At 67.7% G+C, this 24,751-nt stretch carries 27 protein-coding genes and 1 other RNA gene; 9 read left to right on the forward strand and 19 right to left on the reverse strand.

What is annotated here, in order from left to right:
- Positions 1–3: 3 nt before the first annotated feature.
- Positions 4–377: a transfer-messenger RNA gene (gene ssrA / locus AC3B6C_RS24670) on the reverse strand.
- Positions 378–438: 61 nt separating this feature from the next.
- Positions 439–1,020 (reverse strand): TetR/AcrR family transcriptional regulator, encoded by a 582-nt coding sequence (locus tag AC3B6C_RS24675; protein WP_010844495.1) that lies wholly within the window; start codon positions 1,018–1,020, stop codon positions 439–441.
- A gap of 141 nt (positions 1,021–1,161) precedes the next feature.
- On the opposite strand from AC3B6C_RS24675, the gene AC3B6C_RS24680 reads away from it, so the two are divergent.
- The gene (locus AC3B6C_RS24680; RefSeq protein WP_488374462.1) at positions 1,162–1,518 is read left to right on the forward strand and encodes a hypothetical protein; all 357 of its coding nucleotides are present in this window, start codon (positions 1,162–1,164) and stop codon (positions 1,516–1,518) included.
- Positions 1,519–1,665: 147 nt separating this feature from the next.
- Positions 1,666–1,953, forward strand: a complete 288-nt coding sequence (locus tag AC3B6C_RS24685; protein WP_488374463.1) for a hypothetical protein — start codon at positions 1,666–1,668, stop codon at positions 1,951–1,953.
- A gap of 1 nt (position 1,954) precedes the next feature.
- Here the strand turns inward: AC3B6C_RS24685 and smpB are convergent, their stop codons facing one another.
- From smpB to AC3B6C_RS24720, 7 genes are all read right to left on the reverse strand, one after another.
- Positions 1,955–2,431 carry an SsrA-binding protein SmpB gene (smpB, locus tag AC3B6C_RS24690; RefSeq protein ID WP_010844498.1) on the reverse strand — a complete coding sequence of 159 codons (477 nt, stop codon included), beginning with the start codon at positions 2,429–2,431 and terminating at the stop codon, positions 1,955–1,957.
- Between the two features lie 90 nt (positions 2,432–2,521).
- The gene (ftsX, locus tag AC3B6C_RS24695) at positions 2,522–3,430 is read right to left on the reverse strand and encodes a permease-like cell division protein FtsX (RefSeq protein WP_010844499.1); all 909 of its coding nucleotides are present in this window, start codon (positions 3,428–3,430) and stop codon (positions 2,522–2,524) included.
- A gap of 53 nt (positions 3,431–3,483) precedes the next feature.
- Positions 3,484–4,170: a cell division ATP-binding protein FtsE gene (ftsE, locus tag AC3B6C_RS24700; protein WP_010844500.1), complete on the reverse strand. Its 687-nt coding sequence runs from the start codon at positions 4,168–4,170 to the stop codon at positions 3,484–3,486.
- A gap of 90 nt (positions 4,171–4,260) precedes the next feature.
- Positions 4,261–4,818, reverse strand: a complete 558-nt coding sequence (locus AC3B6C_RS24705) for an Rv3103c transmembrane domain-containing protein (RefSeq protein WP_488374464.1) — start codon at positions 4,816–4,818, stop codon at positions 4,261–4,263.
- Positions 4,818–5,774 (reverse strand): mechanosensitive ion channel family protein, encoded by a 957-nt coding sequence (locus AC3B6C_RS24710; RefSeq protein WP_010844502.1) that lies wholly within the window; start codon positions 5,772–5,774, stop codon positions 4,818–4,820. Before AC3B6C_RS24710 ends, AC3B6C_RS24705 begins: the two co-directional genes overlap by 1 nt.
- Positions 5,771–6,886 carry a peptide chain release factor 2 gene (gene prfB / locus AC3B6C_RS24715; RefSeq protein WP_010844503.1) on the reverse strand — a complete coding sequence of 372 codons (1,116 nt, stop codon included), beginning with the start codon at positions 6,884–6,886 and terminating at the stop codon, positions 5,771–5,773. Before prfB ends, AC3B6C_RS24710 begins: the two co-directional genes overlap by 4 nt.
- Positions 6,887–6,932: 46 nt before the next feature.
- Complete coding sequence (locus AC3B6C_RS24720) at positions 6,933–7,325, reverse strand: hypothetical protein (protein ID WP_488374465.1); 393 nt, start codon at positions 7,323–7,325, stop codon at positions 6,933–6,935.
- A gap of 19 nt (positions 7,326–7,344) precedes the next feature.
- Here AC3B6C_RS24720 and hisN point away from each other — a divergent pair, with 19 nt between their 5' ends.
- A complete protein-coding gene (hisN, locus tag AC3B6C_RS24725) occupies positions 7,345–8,148 on the forward strand; it encodes a histidinol-phosphatase (RefSeq protein ID WP_488374467.1) in 804 nt (267 codons plus the stop codon).
- Between the two features lie 44 nt (positions 8,149–8,192).
- On the opposite strand, the gene AC3B6C_RS24730 is transcribed toward hisN, so the two are convergent.
- On the reverse strand, positions 8,193–9,896 hold the full coding sequence (locus AC3B6C_RS24730; protein WP_488374468.1) for a nitroreductase family deazaflavin-dependent oxidoreductase: 1,704 nt from the start codon (positions 9,894–9,896) through the stop codon (positions 8,193–8,195).
- 149 nt (positions 9,897–10,045) lie between these two features.
- On the opposite strand from AC3B6C_RS24730, the gene AC3B6C_RS24735 reads away from it, so the two are divergent.
- Complete coding sequence (locus AC3B6C_RS24735) at positions 10,046–10,621, forward strand: TetR/AcrR family transcriptional regulator (RefSeq protein ID WP_055477004.1); 576 nt, start codon at positions 10,046–10,048, stop codon at positions 10,619–10,621.
- 114 nt (positions 10,622–10,735) lie between these two features.
- Here AC3B6C_RS24735 and AC3B6C_RS24740 read toward each other — a convergent pair whose 3' ends face one another.
- Both AC3B6C_RS24740 and AC3B6C_RS24745 read right to left on the reverse strand, forming a co-directional pair.
- On the reverse strand, positions 10,736–11,395 hold the full coding sequence (locus AC3B6C_RS24740) for an MBL fold metallo-hydrolase (protein WP_055477005.1): 660 nt from the start codon (positions 11,393–11,395) through the stop codon (positions 10,736–10,738).
- A gap of 43 nt (positions 11,396–11,438) precedes the next feature.
- Positions 11,439–11,897, reverse strand: a complete 459-nt coding sequence (locus tag AC3B6C_RS24745) for a DUF2752 domain-containing protein (protein ID WP_488374469.1) — start codon at positions 11,895–11,897, stop codon at positions 11,439–11,441.
- A 183-nt stretch (positions 11,898–12,080) separates the two neighbouring features.
- Between AC3B6C_RS24745 and AC3B6C_RS24750 the strand changes: the two genes are divergently transcribed.
- Together AC3B6C_RS24750 and AC3B6C_RS24755 are read left to right on the forward strand one after the other, a co-directional pair.
- The gene (locus AC3B6C_RS24750) at positions 12,081–13,451 is read left to right on the forward strand and encodes an acyl-CoA dehydrogenase family protein (RefSeq protein WP_488374470.1); all 1,371 of its coding nucleotides are present in this window, start codon (positions 12,081–12,083) and stop codon (positions 13,449–13,451) included.
- Between the two features lie 31 nt (positions 13,452–13,482).
- Positions 13,483–14,706 (forward strand): acyl-CoA dehydrogenase family protein, encoded by a 1,224-nt coding sequence (locus AC3B6C_RS24755; RefSeq protein WP_488374471.1) that lies wholly within the window; start codon positions 13,483–13,485, stop codon positions 14,704–14,706.
- Between the two features lie 77 nt (positions 14,707–14,783).
- Here the strand turns inward: AC3B6C_RS24755 and crcB (AC3B6C_RS24760) are convergent, their stop codons facing one another.
- From crcB (AC3B6C_RS24760) to AC3B6C_RS24785, 6 genes are all read right to left on the reverse strand, one after another.
- The gene (gene crcB / locus AC3B6C_RS24760) at positions 14,784–15,152 is read right to left on the reverse strand and encodes a fluoride efflux transporter CrcB (RefSeq protein WP_488374472.1); all 369 of its coding nucleotides are present in this window, start codon (positions 15,150–15,152) and stop codon (positions 14,784–14,786) included.
- Positions 15,149–15,601, reverse strand: a complete 453-nt coding sequence (gene crcB, locus AC3B6C_RS24765) for a fluoride efflux transporter CrcB (protein ID WP_488374473.1) — start codon at positions 15,599–15,601, stop codon at positions 15,149–15,151. Before crcB (AC3B6C_RS24765) ends, crcB (AC3B6C_RS24760) begins: the two co-directional genes overlap by 4 nt.
- Positions 15,602–15,615: 14 nt before the next feature.
- Positions 15,616–16,098, reverse strand: coding sequence for a DUF6790 family protein (locus AC3B6C_RS24770; RefSeq protein ID WP_010844514.1), 483 nt, complete (start codon positions 16,096–16,098; stop codon positions 15,616–15,618).
- A 2-nt stretch (positions 16,099–16,100) separates the two neighbouring features.
- The gene (locus tag AC3B6C_RS24775; RefSeq protein ID WP_488374474.1) at positions 16,101–17,981 is read right to left on the reverse strand and encodes a propionyl-CoA synthetase; all 1,881 of its coding nucleotides are present in this window, start codon (positions 17,979–17,981) and stop codon (positions 16,101–16,103) included.
- 145 nt (positions 17,982–18,126) lie between these two features.
- A complete protein-coding gene (locus tag AC3B6C_RS24780) occupies positions 18,127–18,738 on the reverse strand; it encodes an MSMEG_1061 family FMN-dependent PPOX-type flavoprotein (RefSeq protein WP_488374475.1) in 612 nt (203 codons plus the stop codon).
- 26 nt (positions 18,739–18,764) lie between these two features.
- On the reverse strand, positions 18,765–19,316 hold the full coding sequence (locus AC3B6C_RS24785; protein WP_488374476.1) for a universal stress protein: 552 nt from the start codon (positions 19,314–19,316) through the stop codon (positions 18,765–18,767).
- A 253-nt stretch (positions 19,317–19,569) separates the two neighbouring features.
- On the opposite strand from AC3B6C_RS24785, the gene AC3B6C_RS24790 reads away from it, so the two are divergent.
- Both AC3B6C_RS24790 and AC3B6C_RS24795 read left to right on the forward strand, forming a co-directional pair.
- Positions 19,570–20,742 (forward strand): sensor histidine kinase, encoded by a 1,173-nt coding sequence (locus tag AC3B6C_RS24790; RefSeq protein ID WP_488374477.1) that lies wholly within the window; start codon positions 19,570–19,572, stop codon positions 20,740–20,742.
- Positions 20,739–21,425: a response regulator gene (locus AC3B6C_RS24795; RefSeq protein WP_488374478.1), complete on the forward strand. Its 687-nt coding sequence runs from the start codon at positions 20,739–20,741 to the stop codon at positions 21,423–21,425. Before AC3B6C_RS24790 ends, AC3B6C_RS24795 begins: the two co-directional genes overlap by 4 nt.
- 11 nt (positions 21,426–21,436) lie before the next feature.
- On the opposite strand, the gene AC3B6C_RS24800 is transcribed toward AC3B6C_RS24795, so the two are convergent.
- Positions 21,437–22,669, reverse strand: a complete 1,233-nt coding sequence (locus tag AC3B6C_RS24800) for a helix-turn-helix domain-containing protein (RefSeq protein WP_488374479.1) — start codon at positions 22,667–22,669, stop codon at positions 21,437–21,439.
- Between the two features lie 162 nt (positions 22,670–22,831).
- On the opposite strand from AC3B6C_RS24800, the gene AC3B6C_RS24805 reads away from it, so the two are divergent.
- The gene (locus AC3B6C_RS24805) at positions 22,832–24,700 is read left to right on the forward strand and encodes a flavin-containing monooxygenase (RefSeq protein WP_488374480.1); all 1,869 of its coding nucleotides are present in this window, start codon (positions 22,832–22,834) and stop codon (positions 24,698–24,700) included.
- Positions 24,701–24,751: the final 51 nt, after the last annotated feature.

Below are 24,751 nucleotides of genomic sequence, written 5' to 3' on the forward strand. Positions count from 1 at the left end.
TTCTCGTGGAGCTGCCGGGAATTGAACCCGGGTCCTCCGTCGTGTTGTTAGGGCTTCTCCGTGTGCAGTCCGCTATGTCTCTACTTGGATCTCCCGGTCACGCGAACAAGCCGAGATGACGATCCCAGTCGCTGTTTGATGTTCCGACCTCACCCGCGACCGGCGAGGACGGTGAGCTCCCATGGATGATGCCGGCATCCGGGTCTGGGAGCATAACCCGGGCCGACAGACTAGCCGGCGCTACTTAGGCAGCGAGGGCGTAGTCGCGCTGATTGGAATCGGCGCTTAATTGGTTGCTGCGACGCTTACGGTGGTCTCCAGCCTGCACCGACACGCTTCCCCTATCTCGACGCACGAAGTCGAAACCGATCAGCCCCGAGTAGGACCCGCCGACGGAAGTCAGCGAGCACTTCAGTCTAACAACTCGTTGCGCAGAGTTCATTCCCGTTTCCCCGGCGCGCGTCCGCGGCGGTCACCGTCGGCGGCGAAGGCCATGGGAGCGAAGGCGGTGACCGTTCGGTCCTCCCAGTCGTCGGCGACACCTCCCGTGCGGGCGCGCTCCGCGACGAGCGCCCCGACGATGCCGTCGACCAGCACTTCAGGCTCCATCGACGACGCGAACTGACCGTTCCGTTTGCCCGCGTCGAGGACTTCCCGGAGTTCGGAGCGATGCCGCGCCAGCACCTGCCGGAAAAGGACGCCGAACTCGGGATCGGAATCGGTCAGCAGGGCGGCCATGCCGCCGAAACCGATGCCGTCGACCACCATCGACGCCGCGTGGCGCACCACCCAGCGGAGCCGGGCCTCGGCGGACAGGTCCGCATCGGGCGGCTCGACCACCGCGACCTCCAGCAACGCGGCGCTGAGCATCTCGTTCCGGTTGCGGTATCGGCGATAGATCGTCGTGCGCGCCACCCCGGAGTGAGCGGCGACGCTCTCGACCGTGACTCCAGCCGGTCCGCGGGTGCGGAGCAGTTCGAGGGTCGACCGGACGATTTTCGTGCCGCTGTCGCCTGCCACTCGTGATCACCTCGCACTTCCAGCCACTCCGGATCCGATCTCTGGCAGGAATGATACCGCGCGTCGAAACGCTACACGTAGCGTAGCGCTACAGTAGGTGTAGCGAATCGGGTCGGGACCACTCAACGGAAGGAGTTCGTCGTGCGCGCAATACCTCGATCGACATCTTTTGCTTTCACCGGATACTTGATCCTGCTGCTCGCGTTTCTGTTTCTCGGGTTGTTCGTGGTGGCGTTGGCCGATGGCGTCGCCGCACCCGCGTGGCCGTTCGGCGTCGGGATGGCGGTCCTCTTGACGACATCTGTCGCATGCTTCCGGCATCAGTCGGTGCTCAGCCGTCGATCACGCTTCTCGGGCGGCGACATCCTCTCCGCCGACCCGATGACACCACTCCTGCGACGAGCCGACATCGAGCGCTACGAGCGCACCTACCGCCCGAGTGCCGACGTCTCGACGCTGCACCGGACCGAGCAGATCAGCGCCGACCGCGCCGCGTGACGCCGACGACCCGCGCGAAGGGCGAGGTCGGATGAGCTGCCAGCTCATTCACAGCTGCCCGCCAGGCCCGGCCCAGGCGCCGCCGGGATCGTGGAGACCTCGTGAGCCGAGGACGGACTTCGGCCGACCGACGAGAGCGAGACCGAGATGACCTCCCCGACCCCCGGCGAGCACGAACCCGACCACGCCTCCCCCGCCCCGCGACCGGTGGCCCCGAAGACCGCCCCGGCCCGGTCGGCCCTGATCGCCGGCGCAGCCGGACTGGCCATCGTCGCGGGCGGACTGGGGTTCGGCGCCGGCTACATCACCGGCGATACAACGTCTGACCGGCCGACACCCGCCGCCGTCTGGCAGCAGGGCGACAACGGCCCGGGAATGGGAGGTGGACCGCAGATGGGTGGACCGCAGCAACGTCAGCCCGAGACGAGCGGCTGACTCACCCCATCCCCTTCACGCGACGACCGACCTCACGCTCGACCTCGCGCTGGGCGGTCCGCTTGGCGATGTCCTGGCGCTTGTCGTGGGCCTGCTTACCGCGCGCGAGTGCGAGCTCGACCTTCACCTTGCCGTCGTTGAAGTACATCGACAACGGCACGAGCGTGAGATTGCCGTCGCGGATCTTGCCGACCAGGTTGTCGATCTCGCGGCGGTGCATGAGCAGTTTGCGTTTGCGCCGCACAGAGTGGTTGGTCCACGAGCCATTGCCGTACTCGGCGATGTGCAGGGCATGGAGCCAGACCTCGCCGTCGTCGATCGTCGCGAACGCGTCGACCAGCGAGGCCTTGCCTGCGCGGAGGCTCTTCACCTCGGTGCCCACGAGCACGATCCCGGCCTCGTAGACGTCGAGGATGGCGTAGTTGTGCCGGGCCTTCCGGTTGGACGCGATCACATTGCGTCCCTTTTCCTTCGGCATGCACTCACCTCCTCGACTCGATACCGGCCGACCTGCGGACGACCCACGTGTTGCTGACAGCCGACAATCCGAACCGTCGGCACGGACGGATCATTCCCGGACATAGACACGAAGCGTGACATACGCGGTCGCGCCGGCCAACACAATTCCGCCGAGCACCAGGAACGGTGCGACGAACAGCACGTCGGTCAACTCGATCCGGGCGAAGAAACTGACCCCGTACAACTCGCGTAACGCGTTGTCGAAGAAGAACTTCTTGGCCAGCAGCAGACCGCCGATGGCCAGCACCGAGCCGACGAAGGCCGACACCACCGCCTCGAGGAGGAACGGCAGCTGGGTGTACCACCGGGTGGCGCCCACCAGGCGCATGATCGAGACCTCAGTCCGTCTGGTGAACGCAGCGACCTGAACGGTGTTGATGATCAACAGGATCGCCGCGATCGCCAGTACCGAGGCGATGGCGAACGTCGCGTTGCGGACCCCGTCGAGCACGCTGAAGATCCGCTGCACCAGTTTGCGGTCGTCCTTGAAGGCGTCCACGCCCAGGTCTTTCCGGTCCGCGTATTTGGTGAGCACCGCATCGAACTGCCCTGGGTCGGACACCCGCACACGCAGGGAGGCGGGCAGCGTGCCCTCCACGATGTTCTCGGCGAGGTCGGGGTTGTTCGCGAAGATCTCCTTGGCGCGCTTGAAGGCCTCGTCCTTGTCCAGGTAGGTCACCGAGGTCACGCCCGGCTCGTTCTCGAGCCCGCGACGCAACTGGGCACACGGGTCGGACTCGCACTGCGGATCCCGTTCGGTCACCTCGGGATTGAGGTAGAACTCCATCTCCACGCGGTCGAGGAAGATCTGCTGACTCTTGTCGGCCATCTGGATCACCAGCAGACCGCCGCCGAACATGCCCAACGTGATCGCCGTGGTGATGATCATCGCGATGGTCATGGTCGCGTTGCGGCGGAGTCCGTTGAGAACCTCGCTCAGGATGAAATTCGCTCGCATGCTTGCTCAGACAGTCCTTGGGTCGTGGGTGTGTGATTGCCGGGCGCGGTTGGTCAGCCGATCCCGTACACACCTTGGGGGTCGTTGCGCACGAGCTGTCCGTTGTCGAACTCGAGGACCCGCCGGCGCATGGCGTCGACGATGTGGCGGTCGTGGGTGGCCATCACCACGGTGGTGCCCCGACGGTTGACGCGGTCGAGGACGTCGACGATCTCCTCACTGGTCTCCGGGTCGAGGTTTCCGGTCGGCTCGTCGGCGAGGAGCACCAGCGGCCGGTTCACGATGGCGCGCGCGATCGCCACGCGCTGCATCTCGCCGCCGGACAGCTCGTAGGGCATGCGATCGTGCTTGCCCTCCAGACCCACGTACTCGAGCACCTCGGGCACGACACGCTGAATGGTCGATTTCGGCTGTCCGATCACCTCGAGCGCGAACGCGACATTCTCGGCGACGGTCTTCTTCTGCAGCAGCCGGAAATCCTGGAACACGCACCCGATGGACTGCCGCAGCTTCGGCACCGCGCGCGCCCGCAGCCGGTTGACGTGGAACTCGCCGAGATACACGTCGCCACTCGTCGGACGGTCCTCCTTGAGGAGGAGCCGGAAGAACGTCGACTTGCCCGATCCCGACGGACCGATCAGAAACGCGAACTCCCCCTTGTCGACCTCGAGGCTCAGATCCTTCAGAGCGGGTCGACTGGACGCCTTGTACTGCATCGTGACGTTCTCCAGCTTGATCACGGTGTGCCAGTGTAACGACGACTCCTGAGAGCGTGTTCAGGCGCGACATACCGGCGCGGCCGCACGCTTGACCAGCCGTTTCCGGCCTCGTCAGCGTGTCGGGACCGTCGTGGTCGGGGTTTGTCCGCCGAAATTCGGGAACGGGATGTTCGGCAGTCCCGGGATGGTCTCGCGGCTCGTGCTCGGCGTCTGCGACCCCGTTCCGTCGGTCGAGGTGCCGTCCGTGCCCTCCACGCCGCCTGTCGTGTCGGTCGTCGACGGTTCGGTGCTGGTGGTGGTCGTCGACGACGTGGTCGGCGGTGGCTCGTAGGTCGGTTCGACCGTCTGCGAGGTCGTCGGGGCGGGTCGGGCGGGAGCCGGGGCCACGACGCCGTAGCGCTGCGAGGTGTATCCGTACAGCACGCAGCACGCCAGGAACACGGCGACGAGGATCGCGGTGCTCGTGCGGACCCGGGTCCGTGCGATGTGACCCCAGTCGAACCGCCGCCTGCGGTCGGGGGCGGCCGGCGACTCGGGTGGTGACGGGTCCTGCGGAGGGATGCCCTGCGTCGGGATGATCTGTGTCGGGTCGTCCGCGCCGGGGATGGGCCGCTCGGGGTGGTTCTCGCCGGACCCGTGCCGGCCCGGGGTGTTCGGTGAGTCCACCATCAGTCTCCCCCGTCCCGGTTGCCCTGGTCGGCCTGCGTTGCCGGTGGCCCTCCGGCGGCGCGTACCTCGCGAGCGGGCACGTTGATTCCCTCACGTGCCAGCGCGCGGATGATGTGGACACGCAACGCACGTCCCACCTCGAACTGTTTGCCCGGCAGGGTGCGCGTCACCATGCGCACCGTGATCGCGTCGAGCTCGAGGCTGATGACGCCGAGCGACGACGGTGCGTCGAGCAGGATGTCGTGCCACCGCGGCAACGCGTAGAACTCGCGGCCGACCCGATCCAGCGTCTCGTTGACCATCCCGATGTCGGCTTCGGACGGAACCGGGACGTCGACAACCGCGCGCGCCCAGTCCTTCGAGAGGTTGGTGGCCTTGACGATCTGCCCGTTGGGAACGGTGATGACCTCTCCTTCGGCGGTGCGCAGCTTGGTCACCCGCAGCGTCACGTCCTCCACGGTGCCCTCGGCCGGCGAATTGCCGGTCACGGTCAGGTCGACCACATCGCCGTAGCCGTACTGCTTCTCCGCGACGACGAAGAACCCGGCCAAGATGTCCTGCACGATGCGCTGTGCACCGAAGCCGAGTGCGGCACCGATCACCGCCGTGGGCCCGGTCAGCCCGGTCAGAGGGATACCGAACACCGACAGCGAGTGGATGATCACGATGATCGCGATCACCACGATCAACGTCCAGGCGACGACGTCGACCAGCGCCCGACGATGCTTCGCGTCCTCGGTCTGCACGATGAGATCGCTGGTCGAGAACCGCGAATCCACACGCGAGGCGTATTTGTCGGCGAACCATCGGATCAGGCGGGCCAGCAGGACCGCGCCCAGGATCCAGATCACGATTTCCAGGCCGCTGGTGACGAGCCAGACATAGACCCGACCGAGGAGGAGTTCGGTCGGGCTCGGCTCAGCGGCCAGCAGCAGATCGGCGGGTGAGGCGATCACGCTTCGGCGGTCGCCATCCGCCAGCGGATCCCGGCCTCGATGAACTTGTCCAGCTCGCCGTCGAGCACCGACGTCGGATTGTTGTCCTCGACGCCGGTCCGCAGGTCCTTCACCATCTGGTACGGGTGCAGGACGTAGGAACGCATCTGGTTGCCCCAGCTCGAGCCGCCGTCACCCTTCAGCGCATCGAGCTCGGCGCGTTCCTCTTGCCGCTTGCGGTCGAGGAGCTTGGCTTGCAGGACGCGCATCGCCGACGCCTTGTTCTGCAGCTGGCTCTTCTCGTTCTGACACGTCACGACGATGCCGGTCGGGATGTGCGTCAGGCGGACCGCCGAGTCGGTCGTGTTGACCGACTGCCCACCGGGACCCGACGACCGATAGACGTCGACCTTGATGTCGTTCTCGTCGACGTCGATGTGGTCGGTGGTCTCGACCACCGGCAGCACCTCGACCTCGGCGAACGACGTCTGCCGCCGGCTCTGGTTGTCGAACGGACTGATGCGCACGAGTCGATGGGTGCCCTGTTCGACCGAGAGCGTGCCGTACATGTACGGGGCCTTCACCGCGAAGGTCGCACTCTTGAGGCCCGCCTCCTCGGCATAGGACGTGTCGTAGACCTCGACGCCGTAACCCTTCTGCTCGGCCCAGCGGATGTACATGCGCATCAGCATCTGCGCCCAGTCGGCCGCGTCGACGCCGCCGGCGCCGGAACGGATGTTGACGACCGCGTCGCGCGAGTCGTATTCGCCGGCGAGCATCGTCTTGACCTCCATCGCCTGGATGTCGGTCCGCAGGCTCTCGCGCTCGGAGTCGGCGTCGGCCAGCGCGGCGACTCTGTCGTCACCTTCTTCGGCCTCGGCCAGCTCGTAGAGCACCGGCAGGTCCTCGAGTCGCTGGCGCAGCTCGGAGACCTTCCGGAGTTCGGACTGCGCGTGGGACAGCTCGCTGGTCACCTTCTGGGCATGGTCCTGGTCGTTCCACAGGTCCGGGTCAGAGGCCTGCATCTCGAGTTCGTCGATGCGACGACGGAGCTCCTCGAGATCGAGCACCTTCTCAACGGTGGTCAAGGTGGCGTCGAGGGATTCGAGGTCTGCGGTCACGTCGGGATGCACGGTTATCCAGAGTACCGACAGTCCGGCGCGCGAGCGCCCGGGAGGATCAGAGTGGGCCGGGGCCCTGCTCGGGCATCACCGCGAACCGCCACGACGTCGCGGCCTTCTGCGGTTTGTAGAGGACCGGCAGATCGTCGCCGATCTGGGGCCACGGGTCACCCGCACCGAGGACGAGAGTCCCGTACACCTCGGTGGGATTGGTCTCGGGACCGACGATCGTCCCGGAGATCGTGCAGAACCGGTCGCCGTTCTTGTCGGTGGCGCTCGTGGTCGGATCGTCGTCGCGGTCGGAGACCCCGACGATCGTGAACGTGCCCTGCACGAACTGGGAGGCCTTCGCCGCCGACATCGGCTGCGGATTGCGCCCGCGCTGCCACTGCACCACCAGCACCACGATGAGTGCCGCGATCAACAGGGTGAACGTCACGGTCAGCCACATGAGAGCTACCCTACCGGGCATGTCCGTCCCTCCCGGCCCGACGAAGTTCAGCGACGACGTCGAACTCGCACTCTCACTCGCCGACTCCGCCGACGTGCTGACGATGGACCGGTTCGGGGCCGTCGACCTCCGCGTCGACGACAAACCCGACCTCACACCCGTGTCCGACGCCGATCTGGCCTGCGAGACGATGATCCGCGAACGGCTCGCCGCACGCCGGCCCGCGGACACCGTCCTCGGCGAGGAGTTCGGCGGCGACGCCACGCTGTCCGGACGGCAATGGGTCATCGATCCCATCGACGGCACCAAGAACTTCGTGCGCGGTGTCCCGGTGTGGGCGACGCTGATCGCGCTCCTCATCGACGGCGTGCCGACGGTGGGCGTGGTCTCGGCACCGGCACTCCACCGGCGCTGGTGGGCGGCAACGGGTCTCGGCGCCCACGCCCGATTCGGCGACGACGAGGTGCGACGCCTGTCGGTGTCCGGGGTCGCCGACCTCGGATCGGCGAGCCTCGCGTTCTCGAGCCTGTCCGGCTGGGCCGACCGCGGTATCCGGGACCGATTCATCGACCTCACCGACCGGGTGTGGCGCGTGCGCGGCTACGGGGACTTCTTCAACTACTGCCTCGTCGCCGAAGGAGCGGTCGACTTCACCGCCGAACCGGAGGTCTCGCTGTGGGACCTGGCCCCCCTCGACATCCTGGTGCGTGAGGCGGGCGGACGGTTCACCGCCCTCGACGGCACGCCCGGTCCCGCCGGCGGCAGCGCGGTGGCCAGCAACGGACTGCTGCACGACGAGGTCGTGGAGGCGCTGCGCGCCTGAGGTGTCGAAGGCGCTGCGCGCCTGAAGTCGTGGAGGGGGGCACTTCAGTCGGTGAAGGTGATCCGTACCGAGATCGGGTCACTCTGGAGCGCGCGGATGGTGGCCGACGTCAGACCGGCGAACAGTGGACTGGTGGCGAAGGTGCGCGCCCGCGCGACCACGTCGTCGTCGGGTACGAACTGCGCTGTCCCCGTGCGCCACTGACGGCCGTGGCGGATGCGCACCGTCGGGTTCGCCGTGATGTTGATCCCCCATCCCGACCGCGTGCCGTGCTGACTGATGACCCAGGCCCCGTCGGAGTCGAAGGCGGCAGACACCGGAACCCTGCGGGCCAGACCCGTCTTACGGCCGACGGTCTCCAGGTCCGTCGCCAGATGGGTGCCGATCCCGAGGCGGTTGAGCGCGGCCACAGCAGGATTGGCGAGGTAACGTCCGACGTTGCGCTCGAACCGGAACTTCCGGACCGCCCTGGCATCGCGCGACTTCACGTTCCGCGTGCTTCGCAGCGCGCCGATCCCGTTGCGCCGCACCGTCGTCACCGCGGTCCGCCAGAGCGGACGGGCCGGGTCCGGGTCTTCGCCACCGGCCATCCGGTGCAGTTGGTCGGTGTGCCACTGCAGGTCGAGTGCCCCTTCCAGAGACCGGGCGGTCGCGGTGCCGGACAGTCGGGACGGAAGCGGCAACCGCTGCTGCTGCGAGGTCAGACGATCAAGGTCGCCGGTCATCACGTCGAGCGCTGCGGTGGGTGTGGTCACCGTCGGTCGTCCGATCCCGACGAGGTCGCAGGCGCCGTCGGCGATCGCGGCCGCCATGGCTGTCTGCGTGCGGAAGCCGCCGGTGACGGCGAGCGGGATCCCCGCGGCGAGTTCGCGGACGGTGACGGCGTACTCCAGGAAGTACGCCTCCCTCTCGCGAGTGCTCGCCGACTGGACGGGCCGCCCCATCATCGCGGGCGACTCATAGCTGCCGCCGCTGATCTCGATGAGATCGAGCTGCTCGGACGCGAGCAACGCGATCACCGTGCGCGACTCGTCTTCGGAGAATCCGCCACGCTGGAAGTCCGCGGAGTTCAGCTTGATGCCGACGCCGAAACCCGGCCGGACTGCAGCGCGCACCGCACGGACGACCTCGAGGGCGAAACGAGCCCGGTTCTCGATGGAGCCGCCCCACCTGTCCTCGCGTCGGTTCGCCAGCGGCGACAAGAACTGTGACAGCAGGTATCCGTGGGCGCCGTGGATCTGCACCCCGTCGAAACCCGCCGCCTCGGCCACCGCGGCGGTGGTCGCGAATCGCGAGATGATCTCTTTGATCTCCGCGTCGGCGAGGGCGCGCGGGGTCGGCACCCCCGGGATGGCGAGGCGAACGGCCGACGGAGCCACCACACGGCCCTCGGTCGTCAACGGATTGGCTTGTCGCCCCGGGTGATTGATCTGCATCCAGATGGGTGATCCACCGTCCTGCGTGGTCTTCGCCCAACGCGTGAGCGCATCGAGATGCCGGTCGTCCTCGACCACGACGTTCCCGGGCTCCCCGAGATACCGCCGATCCACCATCACATTGCCGGTGACGACCAGGCCGTAGGAGCCCGCCGCCCAGCGCGAGTAGAGACGCTCCAGACGATCGTCCGGGCCGGCACCCGCATCGCCCAGACCCTCGCTCAGGGCTGCTTTCATGATCCGGTTCGGCAGGACCTGACCCGAGGGAAGCGTCAGAGGTGCTGCCAGTGTCACCGTGTCGGTCATCTTCATCTCCTACGACTGGATTGCGTGCGCCCCGGGGACAACCCCGGTTCTATACCGATTGGTCTACTTCCGAGGACCCTAGTAGACCGATTGGTATACTGCAAGGAGCGGCCGGTCGCCCGGTGGGCCCGTGACGGACGAGGGAGTGGCATTCGATGGCAGCGCGAGACCAATTGATCGAGGCGACCGCGGATCTCATGCGACGGCACGGCGTCGCGGGCACCGCCGTCTCGGACATCCTCGAACACAGCGGCGTCGCCCGCCGATCCATCTATCTCAACTTCCCGGGCGGCAAGTCGGAACTGATGGCGGCCGCCACGCGCAGCTCGGGCGGCATGATCACCGCACTCCTCACCGAGATCGTCGCCGAGGCCGACCCGATCATGGCGTTCGCCGACATGTGGTCGGCAGCGCTGTCCACCACGGACTTCGAGGGCGGGTGCCCCGTGGTGGCCGCCGCACTGGGCCGCCTGTCGGCACCGGAAGCCGCGGCCGCCGCAGCCGACGTCTTCGACGAGTGGCGGGATCTGATCGAGCGTCGGCTCCGCGACGACGGCATCGCGCCCGAAGCAACCGCCTCCCTGGCCACCACCATCGTCGCGGCGATCGAGGGCGCGGTGGTCCTGTCGGAGGCGTCACAGACCACCACCCCGCTGATCCAGGTGGCCACCCACCTCAACGAGCTCGTCGCCGTCCACCGAGCGCACCCGGGGGGCGCCGGCGATCGATGAGGCGGAGACCCTTCGTGACGCGCCCTCCGCAAGCTCCGGGCGCTCCTCAGGGAGCAGGGCGGGCCAGCGGGTCTGTGGTTCTTTCGGATTAGGGAGCAGGGCCCCCGAACCCACTCAGACCTGCGTGGCGCGCTCCTTCTCCAGCACCGTGAACTCGGTCGCGTCGGCCTTCATGTCGGCCAGGCGCCCGTAGTGGATCCCGCTACCGGCGTCGGACAGGATCGCCTGATGGATGGGCACCGCGACGCGGGGCGCCATCGCGCGCAGATAGTCGACCGACTCACTGAGTTTCATCCACGGCGCGGCCGACGGAAGCGCGAGCACGTCGACGTGTTCGAACGGGATGTAGAACGAATCGCCCGGATGCATGAACTGTCCCGGCTGCTCGGCGGTGCCGAGGACGTAGGCGACGTTGTCGATGACCGGGATCTCGGGGTGGATCACCGCATGCCGGCCGCCGGTGAAACGAGCGGTGAGCGAGCCGATCTCGATCTGGTCGCCGCTGCGGGCGGCCGTCCACTCGCCGGCCACGGCGTCGCCGTTGAGCTGACTCGTCGTCTGCGGGTCGGCGTACAGGATCGCGTCGGGGTTGGCCGCGACGAGGTCGGGCAGCTTCGCGACGTCGCAGTGGTCGGGATGCTGATGGGTGATCAGGATGGCGTCGAGACCGCTGATGCCGTCGAACCCGTGCGAGAAGTTCCCCGGATCGAAGAGCACCTTGGTCCCGTCGATCTCGACGAGCAGACAGGAATGGCCGAAGTGGGTGATCTGCATATGTCCACTGTGCACGCTCACGCGCGCTCACACAGCGGCACGCTCACACCACGACCGGGAAGAACCCCCAACCGACCACCGCGTCGAGAATCCGCGCGAGACCGTAGGCCAGCCACACCCCCAGCAGAACGGCACCGACCGGGCCGAGCACGAGGTCGCGCCACCCCGACAGCGGCGACCCGCGACGGCGCACCAGGGTGAGGGTCGCAGCCACCACGGTGGTCGCGGTCAGCACCAGGAACACCGGTCCGAACACGTTGAACGTGAACGCTGACCCGACGTCGCCGTGCATGAGCGCCACCCAGCTGCGGGTGAGTCCACATCCGGGGCACGGGAGACCGGTCATCACCGCGAACGGGCACAGTTGCGGTCCGGCGTCGACGCCGCCCGGGGTGAACACACAGGCGGCTCCGAGTGCGGCGGCACCGACCACGGCGACGGTCGTCGCGCCCACCACCTGATTGGCCGATAAGCCCTGTTCGCGGCGGTGATCGAGGGTCATGCCGCCAGCGTAGCGGGTGCCTGGACGGGCGGGGTCGGCCAAGTGCGTGACAAACTTCTTACTCCGAAGTAAGGTTGGGACTTACTACCGAGTAAGATCGGTCGCATCGACCCTGTCCACCCACACATGTGGATCCACGCAGAGACCCCGACCGGGGCGACTGGAAAGAAACGGCTGGTGATCATGACAACTCACACCGAACCGCGCGACACCTCCGCAGTCGGACGCAACCCGCATCCGCGCAACTTCATCGGGACCGCGATGCGCGTCCTGACCACGGTCACCGGGTCCGAGTTCGCCGAGAAGTACAAGATCCGCGAGCCGATCAACCGCATCGCCTACCAGGGCACCAAGACCGGATTCCAGACCCTCGGGGCGGCGAACCGCGCGTTCAAGGCAGCACAGGGCGGCGGCTCGGGTCAGGCCAAGCGACTCACCAGCGCACCCAAGGACTACTTCAACCTCACCCCCGACGACGAACAGCAGATGATCTCGGAGACGGTGAAGGAGTTCGCCACCGAGATCCTGCGCCCCGCCGCCCACGACGCCGACGCGGCGGCCGCCGCACCCGAGGACATCGTCAAGCGGTCGGCTGAACTCGGCATCACGATGATCAACGTCCCCGAGGAGTTCGAGGGCGCGGCCACCGAGCGCGGTGTCGTCACCAATGGGCTCGTCGCCGAGGCAATGGCCTACGGCGACATGGGACTCGCGCTTCCGCTGCTCGCGCCGAGCGGTGTGGCCACCACGCTCACCAACTTCGGCACCGACGAGCAGCAGCGCACCTACCTGCCCGACTTCGCCGGTGAGAACGTGCCCCAGGCGGCCGTCGTCATCGCCGAGCCCCGTCCGCTGTTCGACGCCTTCGCCTTGAACACCAAGGCGACCCGCGTGCCCAGCGGCTTCCGCCTCAACGGCGTCAAGTCTTTCGTCCCGGCCGCCGGTTCCTCGGAACTGTTCATCGTCGGCGCCCAGCTCGACGGCAAGCCGACACTGTTCATCGTCGAATCCGACAGCAAGGGCCTGATCGTCGAAGCCGATCCGGGCATGGGCGTGCGTGCCGCGGGGATGGGGCGCCTGCTCCTGCAGGACGTCGCCGTCCCGGCAAGCGCGATCATCGGCGGCGAGCCCGACGCCGCCGCGACGGCCTACCGCGACGTCGTGCGGTTGTCCCGCCTGGGCTGGTCGGCGCTGGCCGCCGGCACCGCGCGCGCCGTCCTCGACTACGTCATCCCCTACGTGAACGAGCGTGAAGCGTTCGGCGAGCCCATCTCCAACCGTCAGGCGGTGGCCTTCATGGTCGCCACGATGGCGACCGAGGTCGACTCGATCCGCCTCGTCACGCTGCGCGGTGCCGCCCGCGCCGAGCAGGGCCTGTCCTTCGCCCGCGAGGCCGCACTCGCCCGCAAGCTGACGATCGACAAGGGCCTGCAGATCGGTCTCGACGGCGTCCAGCTGCTCGGCGGCCACGGTTTCACCAAGGAGCACCCCGTCGAACGCTGGTACCGCGACCTCCGCGGCGCCGGCATCGGCGAAGGCATCGTCGTCCTCTGACCGCGTTCGGAATGCAGCGAAAGAATCTCTCATGAGCATCAATCTCGAACTCCCGAAGAAGCTGAACGTCACCGTCGACCAGGCCCATCAGGCGGCGGCGGAGATCTTCCGGCCCATCTCCCGCAAGTACGACCTGCGCGAGCACGATTACCCCGTCGAGCTCGACACCCTGGCAAGCCTGTACGACGGCCTGTCCGAGACCGGCCAGGCCGGTGCCGGCGCCGACGGCGGTCGTAGCCAGCAGAAGAAGGAGAAGCCGAAGTCCGACGGCGCGGTGGTCAACGGCGGCAACATGCAGTCCGTGGTCAACGTGATCGAGACGTCGTGGGGCGACGTCGGTCTCATGCTGAGCATCCCCTACCAGGGACTCGGCAACTCGGCGATCGCCGCGGTCGCCACCGACGAACAGCTCGAACGATTCGGCAAGGTGTGGGCCGCGATGGCCATCACCGAGCCCGGTTTCGGTTCCGACTCGGCCGCCGTCTCCACCACGGCCACGCTCGACGGCGACGAGTACGTCATCAACGGCGAGAAGATCTACGTGACCGCGGGGTCGCGCGCGACCCACATCGTCGTCTGGGCGACGGTCGACAAGAGCGCCGGCCGGGCCGCCATCAAGAGCTTAGTGGTTCCCCGCACCCATCCGGGCGTCACCGTCGAACGTCTCGAGCACAAGCTCGGGATCAAGGTCTCCGACACCGCCGCGATCCGCTTCGAGAACTGCCGCATCCCGAAGGAGAACCTGCTCGGCTCACCCGAGGTCGACACCAAGAAGGGGTTCGGCGGGGTCATGCAGACCTTCGACAACACCCGTCCGCTGGTGGCCGGCATGGCCGTGGGTGTGACCCGCGCCGCGCTCGAGGAGCTGCGCCGGATTCTCGACGAGGCCGGCATCGAGGTCGACTACGATCGGCCCGCCGCCGACCAGCATGCCGCCGCGGCCGAATTCCTGCGGATGGAAGCCGATTTCGAGGCCGCGTACCTGCACACGATGCGGGCGGCGTGGATGGCCGACAACAAGCAGCCGAACTCCACCGAGGCGTCGATGTCGAAGGCCAAGGCCGGACGCACCGCCACCGACGTCACCAACAAGGTCGTCGAACTGACCGGCACCCTCGGGTACTCGGAGCGGCTGCTCGTGGAGAAGTGGGCCCGTGACTCCAAGATCCTCGACATCTTCGAGGGAACCCAGCAGATCCAGAACCTGATCATCGCGCGGCGTGTGCTGAACAAGAGCAGCGCCGAACTCAAGTGATCGGCTGACACACAACGCCTCTCGGCCCCGCGACGACACTCTCGCCGCGGGGCCGAGCCGTTGGCGCGAACCGGCTGTCAGGCGAGCCAGACGACCCACATGCCCGTCGCGCACGCGGTCACCGACGCGACGAGCGTTCCGACCGCATATGCCCCGGACCTCCACCGCTCCTCCCGCTGCGCCAGCCGCACCGTCTCGAACGCGGCCGTGCTGAAAGTCGTGTAGCCACCGCAGAACCCGGTTCCGGCGATCACCTGCCACTCGTGTGGCGCCCCGTGAAAGACAACGAGGCCGGCGAGCATCCCCAGCAACGCGGAGCCGCTGACGTTGATCGCGAACGTGCCCCAGGGCGTCGTCGTCGGCCATCGGTTTCTGACCGCTCCGTCGACGACGAACCGGGTGACCGCACCCAGCGCACCCGCCACCATGACGGCCAGCGCGATCACGCCCGCGCCACCCGGGAGGCGAGCGCGATCCCGCAGACCGCCGCGGCGAGACCGAGGACCACGCTGACGACCGCGTAGGACAACGTGGTCACCACCGCCGACGCCCGTGTCAGTTCGGTGATCTCCAGCGCGAACGTGCTGTAAGTGGTCAGCGCCCCACAGATGCCGGTGCCGCCGAACAGGCGTATCCGCTGGCGCCATCCCTCGTCGTGGCCGCGCCGCGCAAGCAGTTCCAGCAGCGTCCCCAGGATGAACGCGCCGATGATGTTGACCCCGAACGTCGCCCACGGCCAGTGTCCCTGCTGGGCGGGAAACGCTCCCTCGGCCCAGTACCGCACGCCGGTGCCGACGAGTCCCCCGGCGAAGACCCAGGCGAGCGCATGCACCCGGAGGTGCAGCGGACGTTCGTCGGGATCGACGGGGAGTTCGCGGTGCTCGTCTCGGTGCACGCGCCAAGTCTCCGCTACACGACGATCACATACAACACGATCAGATAGATCGGGACCAGCACGTCGAAGAAGAAGATGGGGCCGGCGTTGCCCGCCTTGAAGTTCCGGTGGATCACCATCTCCCGCACATGACCCACCGCGGCACCCAGGTAGAACACCGAGAACGCGATGATGGTGGCCAGGGTGAATTCGTCGCCGAAGCCCGACGCGATCACGCCCAACACACCCGTCGCGAGGCTGGCGAGCCCGACCTCCCACTGCCACGGGGTCTTCGGTGGCCAACCGATGGACTCCGCGATCGGCTCACCGACGAACATGTGGCCGCACCCGGTCATCCATCCCTGGACACCGATCATCCACAGCACCGAATTCTCGAGCAGATCCCGGCCCAGGTCACCGCCGGGGGTGAACGCGTCGATGAGCGTGGTGATGATCGTGCCGACGATCCCGACGAACGGTACGAGCCGGATCGCGTTGCGTATCAAGGCGTCGAGCATGCTCAGCCCTTGAGCTGATCGGCCAGCGCCGTCAGCACGTCGGGGTCCTCGATGGTCGAGGGCACTGTGTACTCTTCATGATCCGCGATCTGCCGCATGGTCTTCCGTAGGATCTTGCCCGACCGCGTCTTGGGCAGCGCCGGCACGACGGTGACGTCCCGGAAGGTGGCCACCGCCCCGATCTCGTTGCGTACCAGGGACACCAGTTCGCTTCGCAATGTCTCGGACTCGATGTCGACACCGGACTTGAGCACCACGTAGCCGCTGGGGCGCTGCCCCTTGAGGTCGTCCCGGATGCCGATGACCGCACACTCGGCGACGGCCGGGTGCGACGCCACCACCGCTTCGATGCTGCCGGTCGAGAGCCGGTGTCCGGCAACGTTGATCACATCGTCTGAACGACCCAGGACGAACACGTATCCGTCCGCGTCGACGTAGCCGGAGTCGCCGGTCAGGTAGTAGCCGTCGAATGCCGACAGATACGACTTGCGGTAACGCTCCTCGTCGCGCCACAAGCCGGCAAGGGTCCCGGGCGGCAGCGGCAGGCTGATGACGATGTTGCCCTCCTCCCCCGCTCCGAGCGTGTTGCCCTCGGCGTCGACGACGCCCACCCGATATCCGGGCACGGGCACCGTCGGCGAACCCGCCTTGATCGGCATCGGCTCGAGCCCACGGAGATTCGCCGCGATCGCCCAGCCGGTCTCGGTCTGCCACCAATGGTCGACGACCGGGACCCCGAGGACGTCGGACGCCCAGGCGAACGTGTCGGGGTCGAGGCGCTCGCCGGCTGCGAACAGGGTCTGCAGGGACGACGTGTCGTACTTCGCGAGTTCGGTGGCTTCTGGGTCCGCCTTGCGGATCGCGCGGATCGCCGTCGGCGCGGTGAACAGGGCCTTGACACCGTGATCGGCGATGACCCGCCAGAACGCGCCGGCGTCGGGGGTGCCGACCGGTTTGCCCTCGTACATCACCGTCGTCGCCCCCACGAAGAGCGGCGCGTAGACGATGTAGGAGTGCCCGACGACCCATCCGACGTCCGACGCCGTCCACCACACGTCACCCGCGGCGATGTCGTAGATGTTCGTCATCGACCAGGTCAACGCGACCGCGTGCCCGCCGTTGTCGCGGACGACTCCCTTGGGCTTCCCGGTGGTTCCCGAGGTGTAGAGGATGTAAAGGGGATCGGTCGCGGCGACCGGTACCGGGTCGACCGGTTCGGCGGTGTCGGTGACCTCATCCCAGTCCAGCCAGCCGGCGTGATCGGCGGCGCTGCCGGTGATCTCCGGACGATCCTTGACGATGACGGTGCGAGGCGGTGTCGCCGACATCTCGATGGCCTTCGCCACCATCGGCAGATACTCGACCGTGCGTCCCGGTTCGAGGCCTCCCGACGCCGTGACGACGGCGACGGGCTCGGCATCGTCGATGCGCGTGGCGAGTTCCCGGGCGGCGAACCCACCGAACACCACCGAATGCACCGCACCGATCCGCGCGCACGCGAGCATCGCGATGGCCGCCTCCGGGATCATCGGCATGTAGATCACCACGCGGTCTCCGGCCGAGACACCCTGTGCAGTCAGCACTCCGGCGAATCTGGCGACCACATCGAGCAGCGCCGCGTAGGTGTAGTGCCGTCGCTCCCCGGTCATGGCCGAGTCCCAGATCAGCGCCGTCCGCCCGTCGTTGCCGTCAGCGAGGTGCCGATCGAGCGCGTTGTGGCAGGTGTTCAGCGTGGCGCTGGGAAACCAGCGGTAGAACGGGGCGTCGGAATCGTCGAGCGCCGTGGTCGGCGGGGTGTACCAGTCCACCGCTTCCGCGGCGGAGAGCCAGAACGCCTCACGATCATCGCTCGCCTGTGTGAACGCCTCGCTGTAGCTGCCCATGGCCTTCCCTTCACCGTCTCGTCGTGGCCCGCACCCGAAACCGCTGCAGGGTGCCGCATCGCCCTTCGAGGGTATCGGTGTGATCGCCGCCACGAACCGTGATCTGCGGTCATGCGCCGACCGGCCGTCGGCTCGCGGCGAACGGTCAGTACAGGTACTTGCGGTACTGCTCGTCGGTCTCGCGGTCGTCGACCAGCGGGACATCGAGTTCGGGCATGACCATCCGGGTGATGGCGGCCACCGTGGGCAGCGTGCGGGGAGTCCAGGTCTCCGGTTTCCACAGATCCGCACGCAGGAACGCCTTGGAGCAGTGGTAGAAGACTTCGTCGACGTCGATCTCCACGGCCAGGATCGGACGCTTTCCCTTGACCGCCAGGGCGTCGAAGTAGTCACCGTCGTCGACGACGCGGGCGGCCCCGTTGACCCGGAGGGTGTCGTTGCGGCCGGGGACGACGAAGATGGTGCCGGCGTGCGGGTTGCGCAGGATGTTCAGATAACCGTCGACGCGCCTGTTCCCGGGACGTTCCGGAATCGCGATGCGGGTGTCGTCGATGATGTGCACCACCTTGCCGGCGGGGTCGCCCTTGGGCGAGACATCGACGCGTCCGTGGGCGTCGGCGGTGGCCAGGAACACCACGGGTGAGGCGGCAAGCCATGCTCGATCGATGTCGGACAGCGTCGGCCTGACCTTGTCGCGAACCACGGCAGCCGGTTCGCCGACGATCTCCCGCAGCCTCGCCTCGTCGGTGATGTGCATGCGGACATCGTGTCATGTGGGTGGTGCTATGCAGGTCCCGGCGCCGGCGTCGGCCAGCGGAGATTCCATCCGATGCCGCGCGGGTGCTCGGTGATTCCGGACCGCCGGCGGAGATGGACCGACCCGTCGGTGACGATGAGGGTGCGGTCGTCGTCCAGTCGTCCGGCGAGGCGGCGGGCGGTCCAGCCCGGGCGGGCGCCGCCCCTTCCGAGGACGACGGTCCCTGCCCCGACGCGTTGCGCGGCCCGATGCAGGACCGCCGTCGGGTCGCCGACCTCGCTTCTGGTCGACACCGTCCGCGCACCGTGCCATCTCGCGAGCTCGGCCGCGGTCCGCAGGCACTCGTCGACCCGCGCCTGTCCGGAGAGCAGGTAGGACTCGCCCTTGAGGGCGTCATGGAGGGTGGTGCTCGCCTCCTTCCGGCGGCCGCGGGTGGCGCAGATCAGGATCAGGTCGCCGGAGTCGCCCAACAGGCGAGCCGCGACCTTCACCGCCCGCAACGAGGCGTCGCCACCGTCGACGCCGACGACGACCGGGCGGCCGAGCCCTCCGCGGCTGCTCGCCGTGGCGTCGCGCATCTCCCTGGAGGTAGCTACCGAGGCGAGAGTGGTTGCCAATTCCCGGGTTTCGAGAGTCTCCCATCGCCGGGGTGGTGTCCTCAGCGTCATCATCGTGTCCTCCTGGGTCAGCGATATCAGCTGCTCACAACGCTATTGAGGCAACAGATCCGCGTCGCCATCCCGCGGGTTGACCCGTACTCCACCCCAGGGTGGAGATCGGAATCCACCGTCGGGCGGACGTTCGGCTGTGACGCGGAACTATCATGGAACGGTGACGGGCTTCACAGCGAACGCAGGCGCAGGGCTGCAGCGCCGCATCGAACGGGCCGGCGGCGACTATCCCCCGCTGTATCCCGCCGTCATCCTGTCGTCGAGCCTGGTGGTCACCGTGGTGTCCACAGCCCAACGCATTCCGTTCGAGCAGGTCTGGTGGGTGATCGCGGCCCTGGTGCTCGCGGCGGTGACGCTGGTGATGGATCTGTCGCTGCCGCCGACCTCGTACGCGTGCTTCGGCATCATCGCCAGTTCGGTCTGTTTTCTGATGATCCCGACGCCGACCGACGCCGCACCACTGCAACTCGTCCTCATGGCGGCGATCGCGGCCGCGATGTATCCCCTGTTCACCGGCATCGCCGTGATGGTCGTGTGCATCGCGGTCATCGTCTGGTTCGGCGCCTTCGGCGGCCTCGACTCACCGGCGCTCTACGCGCTCGGCGTCGCCTGCGGATGGCTGATCGGCTACATGGTGCTGATCCAGAAACGACTGGCCGACAACCGGGCTCGCGTGCTCGCCGAGCGAGCCGACCGCGCTGCCGGCGACGAACGACGCCGGATCGCACGCGAGATCCACGACGTCATCGCGCACTCACTGTCGATCACGATGCTCAACGTCACCGGCGCCCGGCGCGCCCTCGAACAGGATCGCGATGTCGAGGAGGCCCTGGATGCGCTCTCCGACGCCGAACGCCAGGGCCGGCAGGCCATGACCGAGATCCGCGCCATCGTCCATGTGCTGGGGACAGCCGGACCCGCGGGAACGACGGCCCCGTCGCCGGGTGCCGACGATCTGGTCCGGCTGGTCGAGGACTACCGCAAGGCCGGAGTGGACATCGACTTCACCGTCGCCGGTGACGTCACCGAGCTCTCGCGGCCGGTCGGCGCGGCGCTGTACCGCATCGCCCAGGAATCGTTGGCGAACGTCGTCAAACACTCGGCGGGCAAACGCGCGTCGGTCTCGGTGTCGGTGTCCGATGCGGTCGCACTGACGGTCGAGAACCCCGCGGCCCAGGGCCGTCCACGACAATGCGACGGGACCGGCATCGAGGGGATGACCCAGCGCGCGAGACTGCTCGGCGGCACCCTGGACACCTCCCATCGCGCCGGCACGTGGTCGGTGCGTGCGACGTTGCCCGCCCGGTCGATCGCCGACGGGGTGCCCGTATGACGACCAGCGGACCGGCGGAGGCCCCGGCCGACCCGATCAGGGTCCTGCTCGTCGACGACCAGGAACTCATCCGCACCGGATTGCGTCGCATCCTCCGTCCCCGCGACGGCTTCGACATCGTGGGTGAGTGCGCAGACGGGTCCGAAGTCCTCGCCGGGATCGCCGAGCACCGACCCGACATCGTCCTGATGGACCTGCGGATGCGCAATGTCGACGGCATCACCGCCACCGAGATGGTCCGGACGCTGCGGGAACCGCCACCGGTGCTGGTCCTGACCACCTTCGACGACGACGTACTCCTGTCGCGGGCCCTGCGCGCCGGAGCGGCCGGGTTCATCCTCAAGGACTCGCCGGCCGAGGCGCTGATCTGGGCGGTCCGCGCCGTGGTTCGCGACGGGGCGTTCCTCGACCCCGCGGTCACCGAACGGGTGCTCCAGGGTTTTCGACGATCGGGCCGCGAGCAGGTGACCACCGCCCCCGGACTCACCGACCGCGAGACCGACGTGCTGCGACTGATCGCCCGTGGCCGGACGAATGCGGAAATCGGTACGGCCCTCGGCATCTCGCTGGTGACGGTCAAGAGCCACGTCAATCACATCTTCACGAAACTCGACCTGCGCGACCGCGCGGCGGCGATCGTGTACGCCTTCGACCGCGGTCTGGTGGTCGCCGAGTACGACTGACCCCGTGCCGATCAGTCGTTCGCGTCGAGCACCTCGACGTCGACCCCGTCGACGAAGCGGTACGGTCCCGCGACGAGCAGACCGCCGAAGTGCTTGCGCAGACGGGACAACTCGGCACGGACCGTGACCGTGCGGTCGTCGACACCGAACAGATGAGCCGACAACCGGGCCGCGGTGACGCCCTCGGGATGGCGCGCCAGGAAGGTGAGTATGTCACCGTGGCGCGGCGAACACCGGTGCGTCCACGCACCACTGGCGCCTTCGACGGTGACCTCGACGTTGCCGCCACCCGTCACCCGCAGGACCACCCTGGTGGTCGCGCGGTGCGACGTCTCCGCGACTCGCACCAACCACCCACCGGGTAGCGCCTCGACGTCGCACTCGCCGAGCGCGTTCACGAAGATCCGGCCGGGCCCGAGGCGCGGTGGCAGGATGAGCCTCGATCGGGGGGACACGGTGTCCACCGCCGCGACCCAGCCGTCGGTGTCGACCGCCAGCGCCGGGCCCGGCATCCGCGCGAGGATCGGCGCGGCAACCGCCCGCAGCGAGTCCAGACGGCGGTGGTGGCTCTCGCGGAGTTGCGACTCGGCGAGACGGGCGACCGCATGCACGAGCGCCAGAGTGGTCGGATGGATGGTGGCGGCCGGACCGCTGACATCGACGACACCCAACGTCTCGCCGGTCCGTGGGTCCTTGATCGGCGCACCGGTGCAGGTCCACGAATGGTGGCTCCGCACGAAGTGCTCGGCCGAGAACACCTGAACCGAACGACCGGACATCAGTGCCGTACCGATCGCGTTGGTCCCCACCGAACCCTCGGCCCAGTCCGCACCCTCGACGAATCCGAGATCGTCCGCGCGCGTGAGCACCTTCGACGACCCGCTGCGCCACAGCACGTGCCCGTCCGCATCCGAGACGACCAGGATGTTGTCACCGTCGGCGATCAGCGAGTCGAGGCCGCGAGCCAGCTCGTCGACGACTTCGGCGAGGCCGGAGCGTCGGCGCCGATCCTCCAGCTCGTCGAGCCGCAGGGTCCGCTCGCTGACGCAGGCCACGTCCGGGTCCAGGCCGGCACGACGGAGCCGCTGCCACGAGTCGTCGATGACGCCGCGCGGACGCGCCGGCATGCGCCCGCCCGACATCGCGGCGTCGTGAACCGCGCTGAGAACGGACGCGAACTCGCGAGGATCGTCACCGGCGTGCATCGCGGGCTCCAGGTCGGAGACCGACTCGTAAGCGTTCATCCCCTTGATTGTGCGTCACGTCACACACAACGACAACGCTGCCCACCCCTCGCAACCCCCTGCAACCCTTGCCGCCACCCGGCGGCGGGGCGTCTGCTGTCCACAACCCGCTGTGTTCCACATCACGATCGCGGGCACACACCTGAGACCTGAGGAGGCATCATGACCCAGACACTGGAACCGGTCGTCCCGCTCGATCGCACCCCCCAGCAGCGGATCGAGACCTGGCTGCGCGAGTTCGAGTCCGCGCTCGGCGCGCTCGACATCGCGCGGGCCACGAACGCCTTTCTGACCGACAGCTACTGGCGTGACCTCACGGCGTTCACGTGGAACATCAAGACAGTCGAAGGGCACGAGCAGATAGCCGACATGCTGACCGCTCGTCTCGCCGACACCCGGCCGTCGAACTTCACCACCACCGAACCGGCCACCGACGACGGCGACGGGGTGGTCTCGGCGTTCATCGCGTTCGAGACCGCCGTCGGACGCTGTGAAGGACACCTGCGCATCCGTCGCAGCGTCGGCGGTCCGGACGTCGGCGGAGAAGACGTCGGCGGGGAGGACAAGGCCTGGACGCTGCTGACGACTATGCAGGAGCTCAAGGGCCACGAGGAGCCGGCCGGCCCGAACCGCCCGCTCGGCGCCGTGCACGGTTCCGACCCCGACACCCGTTCCTGGGCGGAGAAGAAGGCCGACGAGGACCTGGCACTCGGTCGAACCACGCAGCCGTACGTCCTGGTCATCGGCGGCGGGCAGGGCGGCATAGCGCTCGGTGCGAGACTTCGCCAGCTGGGCGTGCCCTCGATCGTGGTCGACCGGCACGAACGTCCCGGGGATCAGTGGCGCAAACGGTACAAGTCGCTGTGCCTGCACGACCCGGTCTGGTACGACCACCTGCCGTACCTGCCGTTCCCCAGCAACTGGCCGGTCTTCGCACCGAAGGACAAGATCGGTGACTGGCTGGAGTTCTACACCAGGGTCATGGAGGTTCCGTACTGGAGCAAGACCACATGCCTGTCCGCGGCTTACGACGACGCGGAGGCCCGCTGGACCGTCGAGGTCGACCGCGATGGAGAGCGCCTCACACTTCATCCGACGCAACTGGTGCTCGCGACGGGAATGTCCGGCAAGCCCGCGGTCCCGTCGGTCCCCGGGCAGGATGTGTTCGCCGGCGAGCAGCACCACTCGAGCGCGCACCCCGGGCCCGACGGTTATGTCGGCAAGAAGGTCGTCGTCATCGGCTCGAACAACTCCGCACACGACATCTGTAAAGCTCTTGTGGACAACGGCGTCGACGCGACGATGGTGCAGCGCTCCTCGACCCACATCGTGAAGTCCGACTCGCTGCGGTCGATCGCCCTCGGCTCGCTCTACAGCGAGGAGGCGGTTGCTTCCGGGATGACGACCAAGAAGGCCGATCTGACCTTCGCGTCACTGCCCTACCGGATCATGCACCAGTTCCAAGTACCCGTATACGACCAGATCCGCGAGCAGGACAAGGACTTCTACGACCGACTGGAGGCGGCAGGCTTCCGACTCGACTTCGGCGACGACGACTCCGGACTCTTCATGAAGTACCTACGCCGCGGGTCCGGTTACTACATCGACGTCGGTGCCAGCGAACTCATCGCCGACGGGACGATCAAGCTCGTCCACGGTCAGCTCGACCACCTCACCGCCAACGCCGTGGTACTCGCCGACGGCACCGAGATCGAGGCCGACGTCGTTGTCTACGCGACCGGCTACGGATCGATGAACGGCTGGGCCGCCGATCTGATGGGTCAGGAGGTCGCCGACCGCGTCGGCAAGGTGTGGGGGCTCGGATCCGAGACGACCAAGGACCCAGGGCCCTGGGAGGGCGAGCAGCGGAACATGTGGAAGCCCACCCAGCAGCCGGGCCTGTGGTTCCACGGTGGAAATCTCCATCAGTCACGGCACTATTCGCTCTACCTGGCGCTCCAGTTGAAGGCCCGATACGAGGGCGTTCCGACACCCGTCTACGGACTCGCCGACGTGCATCACCTGAGTTGAGCTGGGTATGAGAAATGCCCCGCAACCTGGGGTTGCGGGGCATTTCTTGAT

Source organism: Gordonia sp. 11cp (assembly GCF_057767225.1).

Bases quoted from the DNA above. Each gene is read 5' to 3' on its own strand.
- smpB (WP_010844498.1), bottom strand. From the start codon at position 2,431: ATGCCGAAGGAAAAGGGACGCAATGTGATCGCGTCCAACCGGAAGGCC.
- AC3B6C_RS24685 (WP_488374463.1), top strand. From the start codon at position 1,666: ATGACCTCCCCGACCCCCGGCGAGCACGAACCCGACCACGCCTCCCCC.
- AC3B6C_RS24795 (WP_488374478.1), top strand. From the start codon at position 20,739: ATGACGACCAGCGGACCGGCGGAGGCCCCGGCCGACCCGATCAGGGTC.
- AC3B6C_RS24785 (WP_488374476.1), bottom strand. From the start codon at position 19,316: ATGCGCGACGCCACGGCGAGCAGCCGCGGAGGGCTCGGCCGCCCGGTC.
- AC3B6C_RS24735 (WP_055477004.1), top strand. From the start codon at position 10,046: ATGGCAGCGCGAGACCAATTGATCGAGGCGACCGCGGATCTCATGCGA.
- AC3B6C_RS24705 (WP_488374464.1), bottom strand. From the start codon at position 4,818: ATGGTGGACTCACCGAACACCCCGGGCCGGCACGGGTCCGGCGAGAAC.
- AC3B6C_RS24770 (WP_010844514.1), bottom strand. From the start codon at position 16,098: ATGCTCGACGCCTTGATACGCAACGCGATCCGGCTCGTACCGTTCGTC.
- hisN (WP_488374467.1), top strand. From the start codon at position 7,345: ATGTCCGTCCCTCCCGGCCCGACGAAGTTCAGCGACGACGTCGAACTC.
- AC3B6C_RS24720 (WP_488374465.1), bottom strand. From the start codon at position 7,325: ATGTGGCTGACCGTGACGTTCACCCTGTTGATCGCGGCACTCATCGTG.
- AC3B6C_RS24740 (WP_055477005.1), bottom strand. From the start codon at position 11,395: ATGCAGATCACCCACTTCGGCCATTCCTGTCTGCTCGTCGAGATCGAC.
- AC3B6C_RS24745 (WP_488374469.1), bottom strand. From the start codon at position 11,897: ATGACCCTCGATCACCGCCGCGAACAGGGCTTATCGGCCAATCAGGTG.
- AC3B6C_RS24730 (WP_488374468.1), bottom strand. From the start codon at position 9,896: ATGAAGATGACCGACACGGTGACACTGGCAGCACCTCTGACGCTTCCC.
- AC3B6C_RS24775 (WP_488374474.1), bottom strand. From the start codon at position 17,981: ATGGGCAGCTACAGCGAGGCGTTCACACAGGCGAGCGATGATCGTGAG.
- ftsX (WP_010844499.1), bottom strand. From the start codon at position 3,430: ATGCGAGCGAATTTCATCCTGAGCGAGGTTCTCAACGGACTCCGCCGC.
- AC3B6C_RS24750 (WP_488374470.1), top strand. From the start codon at position 12,081: ATGACAACTCACACCGAACCGCGCGACACCTCCGCAGTCGGACGCAAC.
- AC3B6C_RS24800 (WP_488374479.1), bottom strand. From the start codon at position 22,669: ATGAACGCTTACGAGTCGGTCTCCGACCTGGAGCCCGCGATGCACGCC.
- AC3B6C_RS24805 (WP_488374480.1), top strand. From the start codon at position 22,832: ATGACCCAGACACTGGAACCGGTCGTCCCGCTCGATCGCACCCCCCAG.
- AC3B6C_RS24755 (WP_488374471.1), top strand. From the start codon at position 13,483: ATGAGCATCAATCTCGAACTCCCGAAGAAGCTGAACGTCACCGTCGAC.
- AC3B6C_RS24780 (WP_488374475.1), bottom strand. From the start codon at position 18,738: ATGCACATCACCGACGAGGCGAGGCTGCGGGAGATCGTCGGCGAACCG.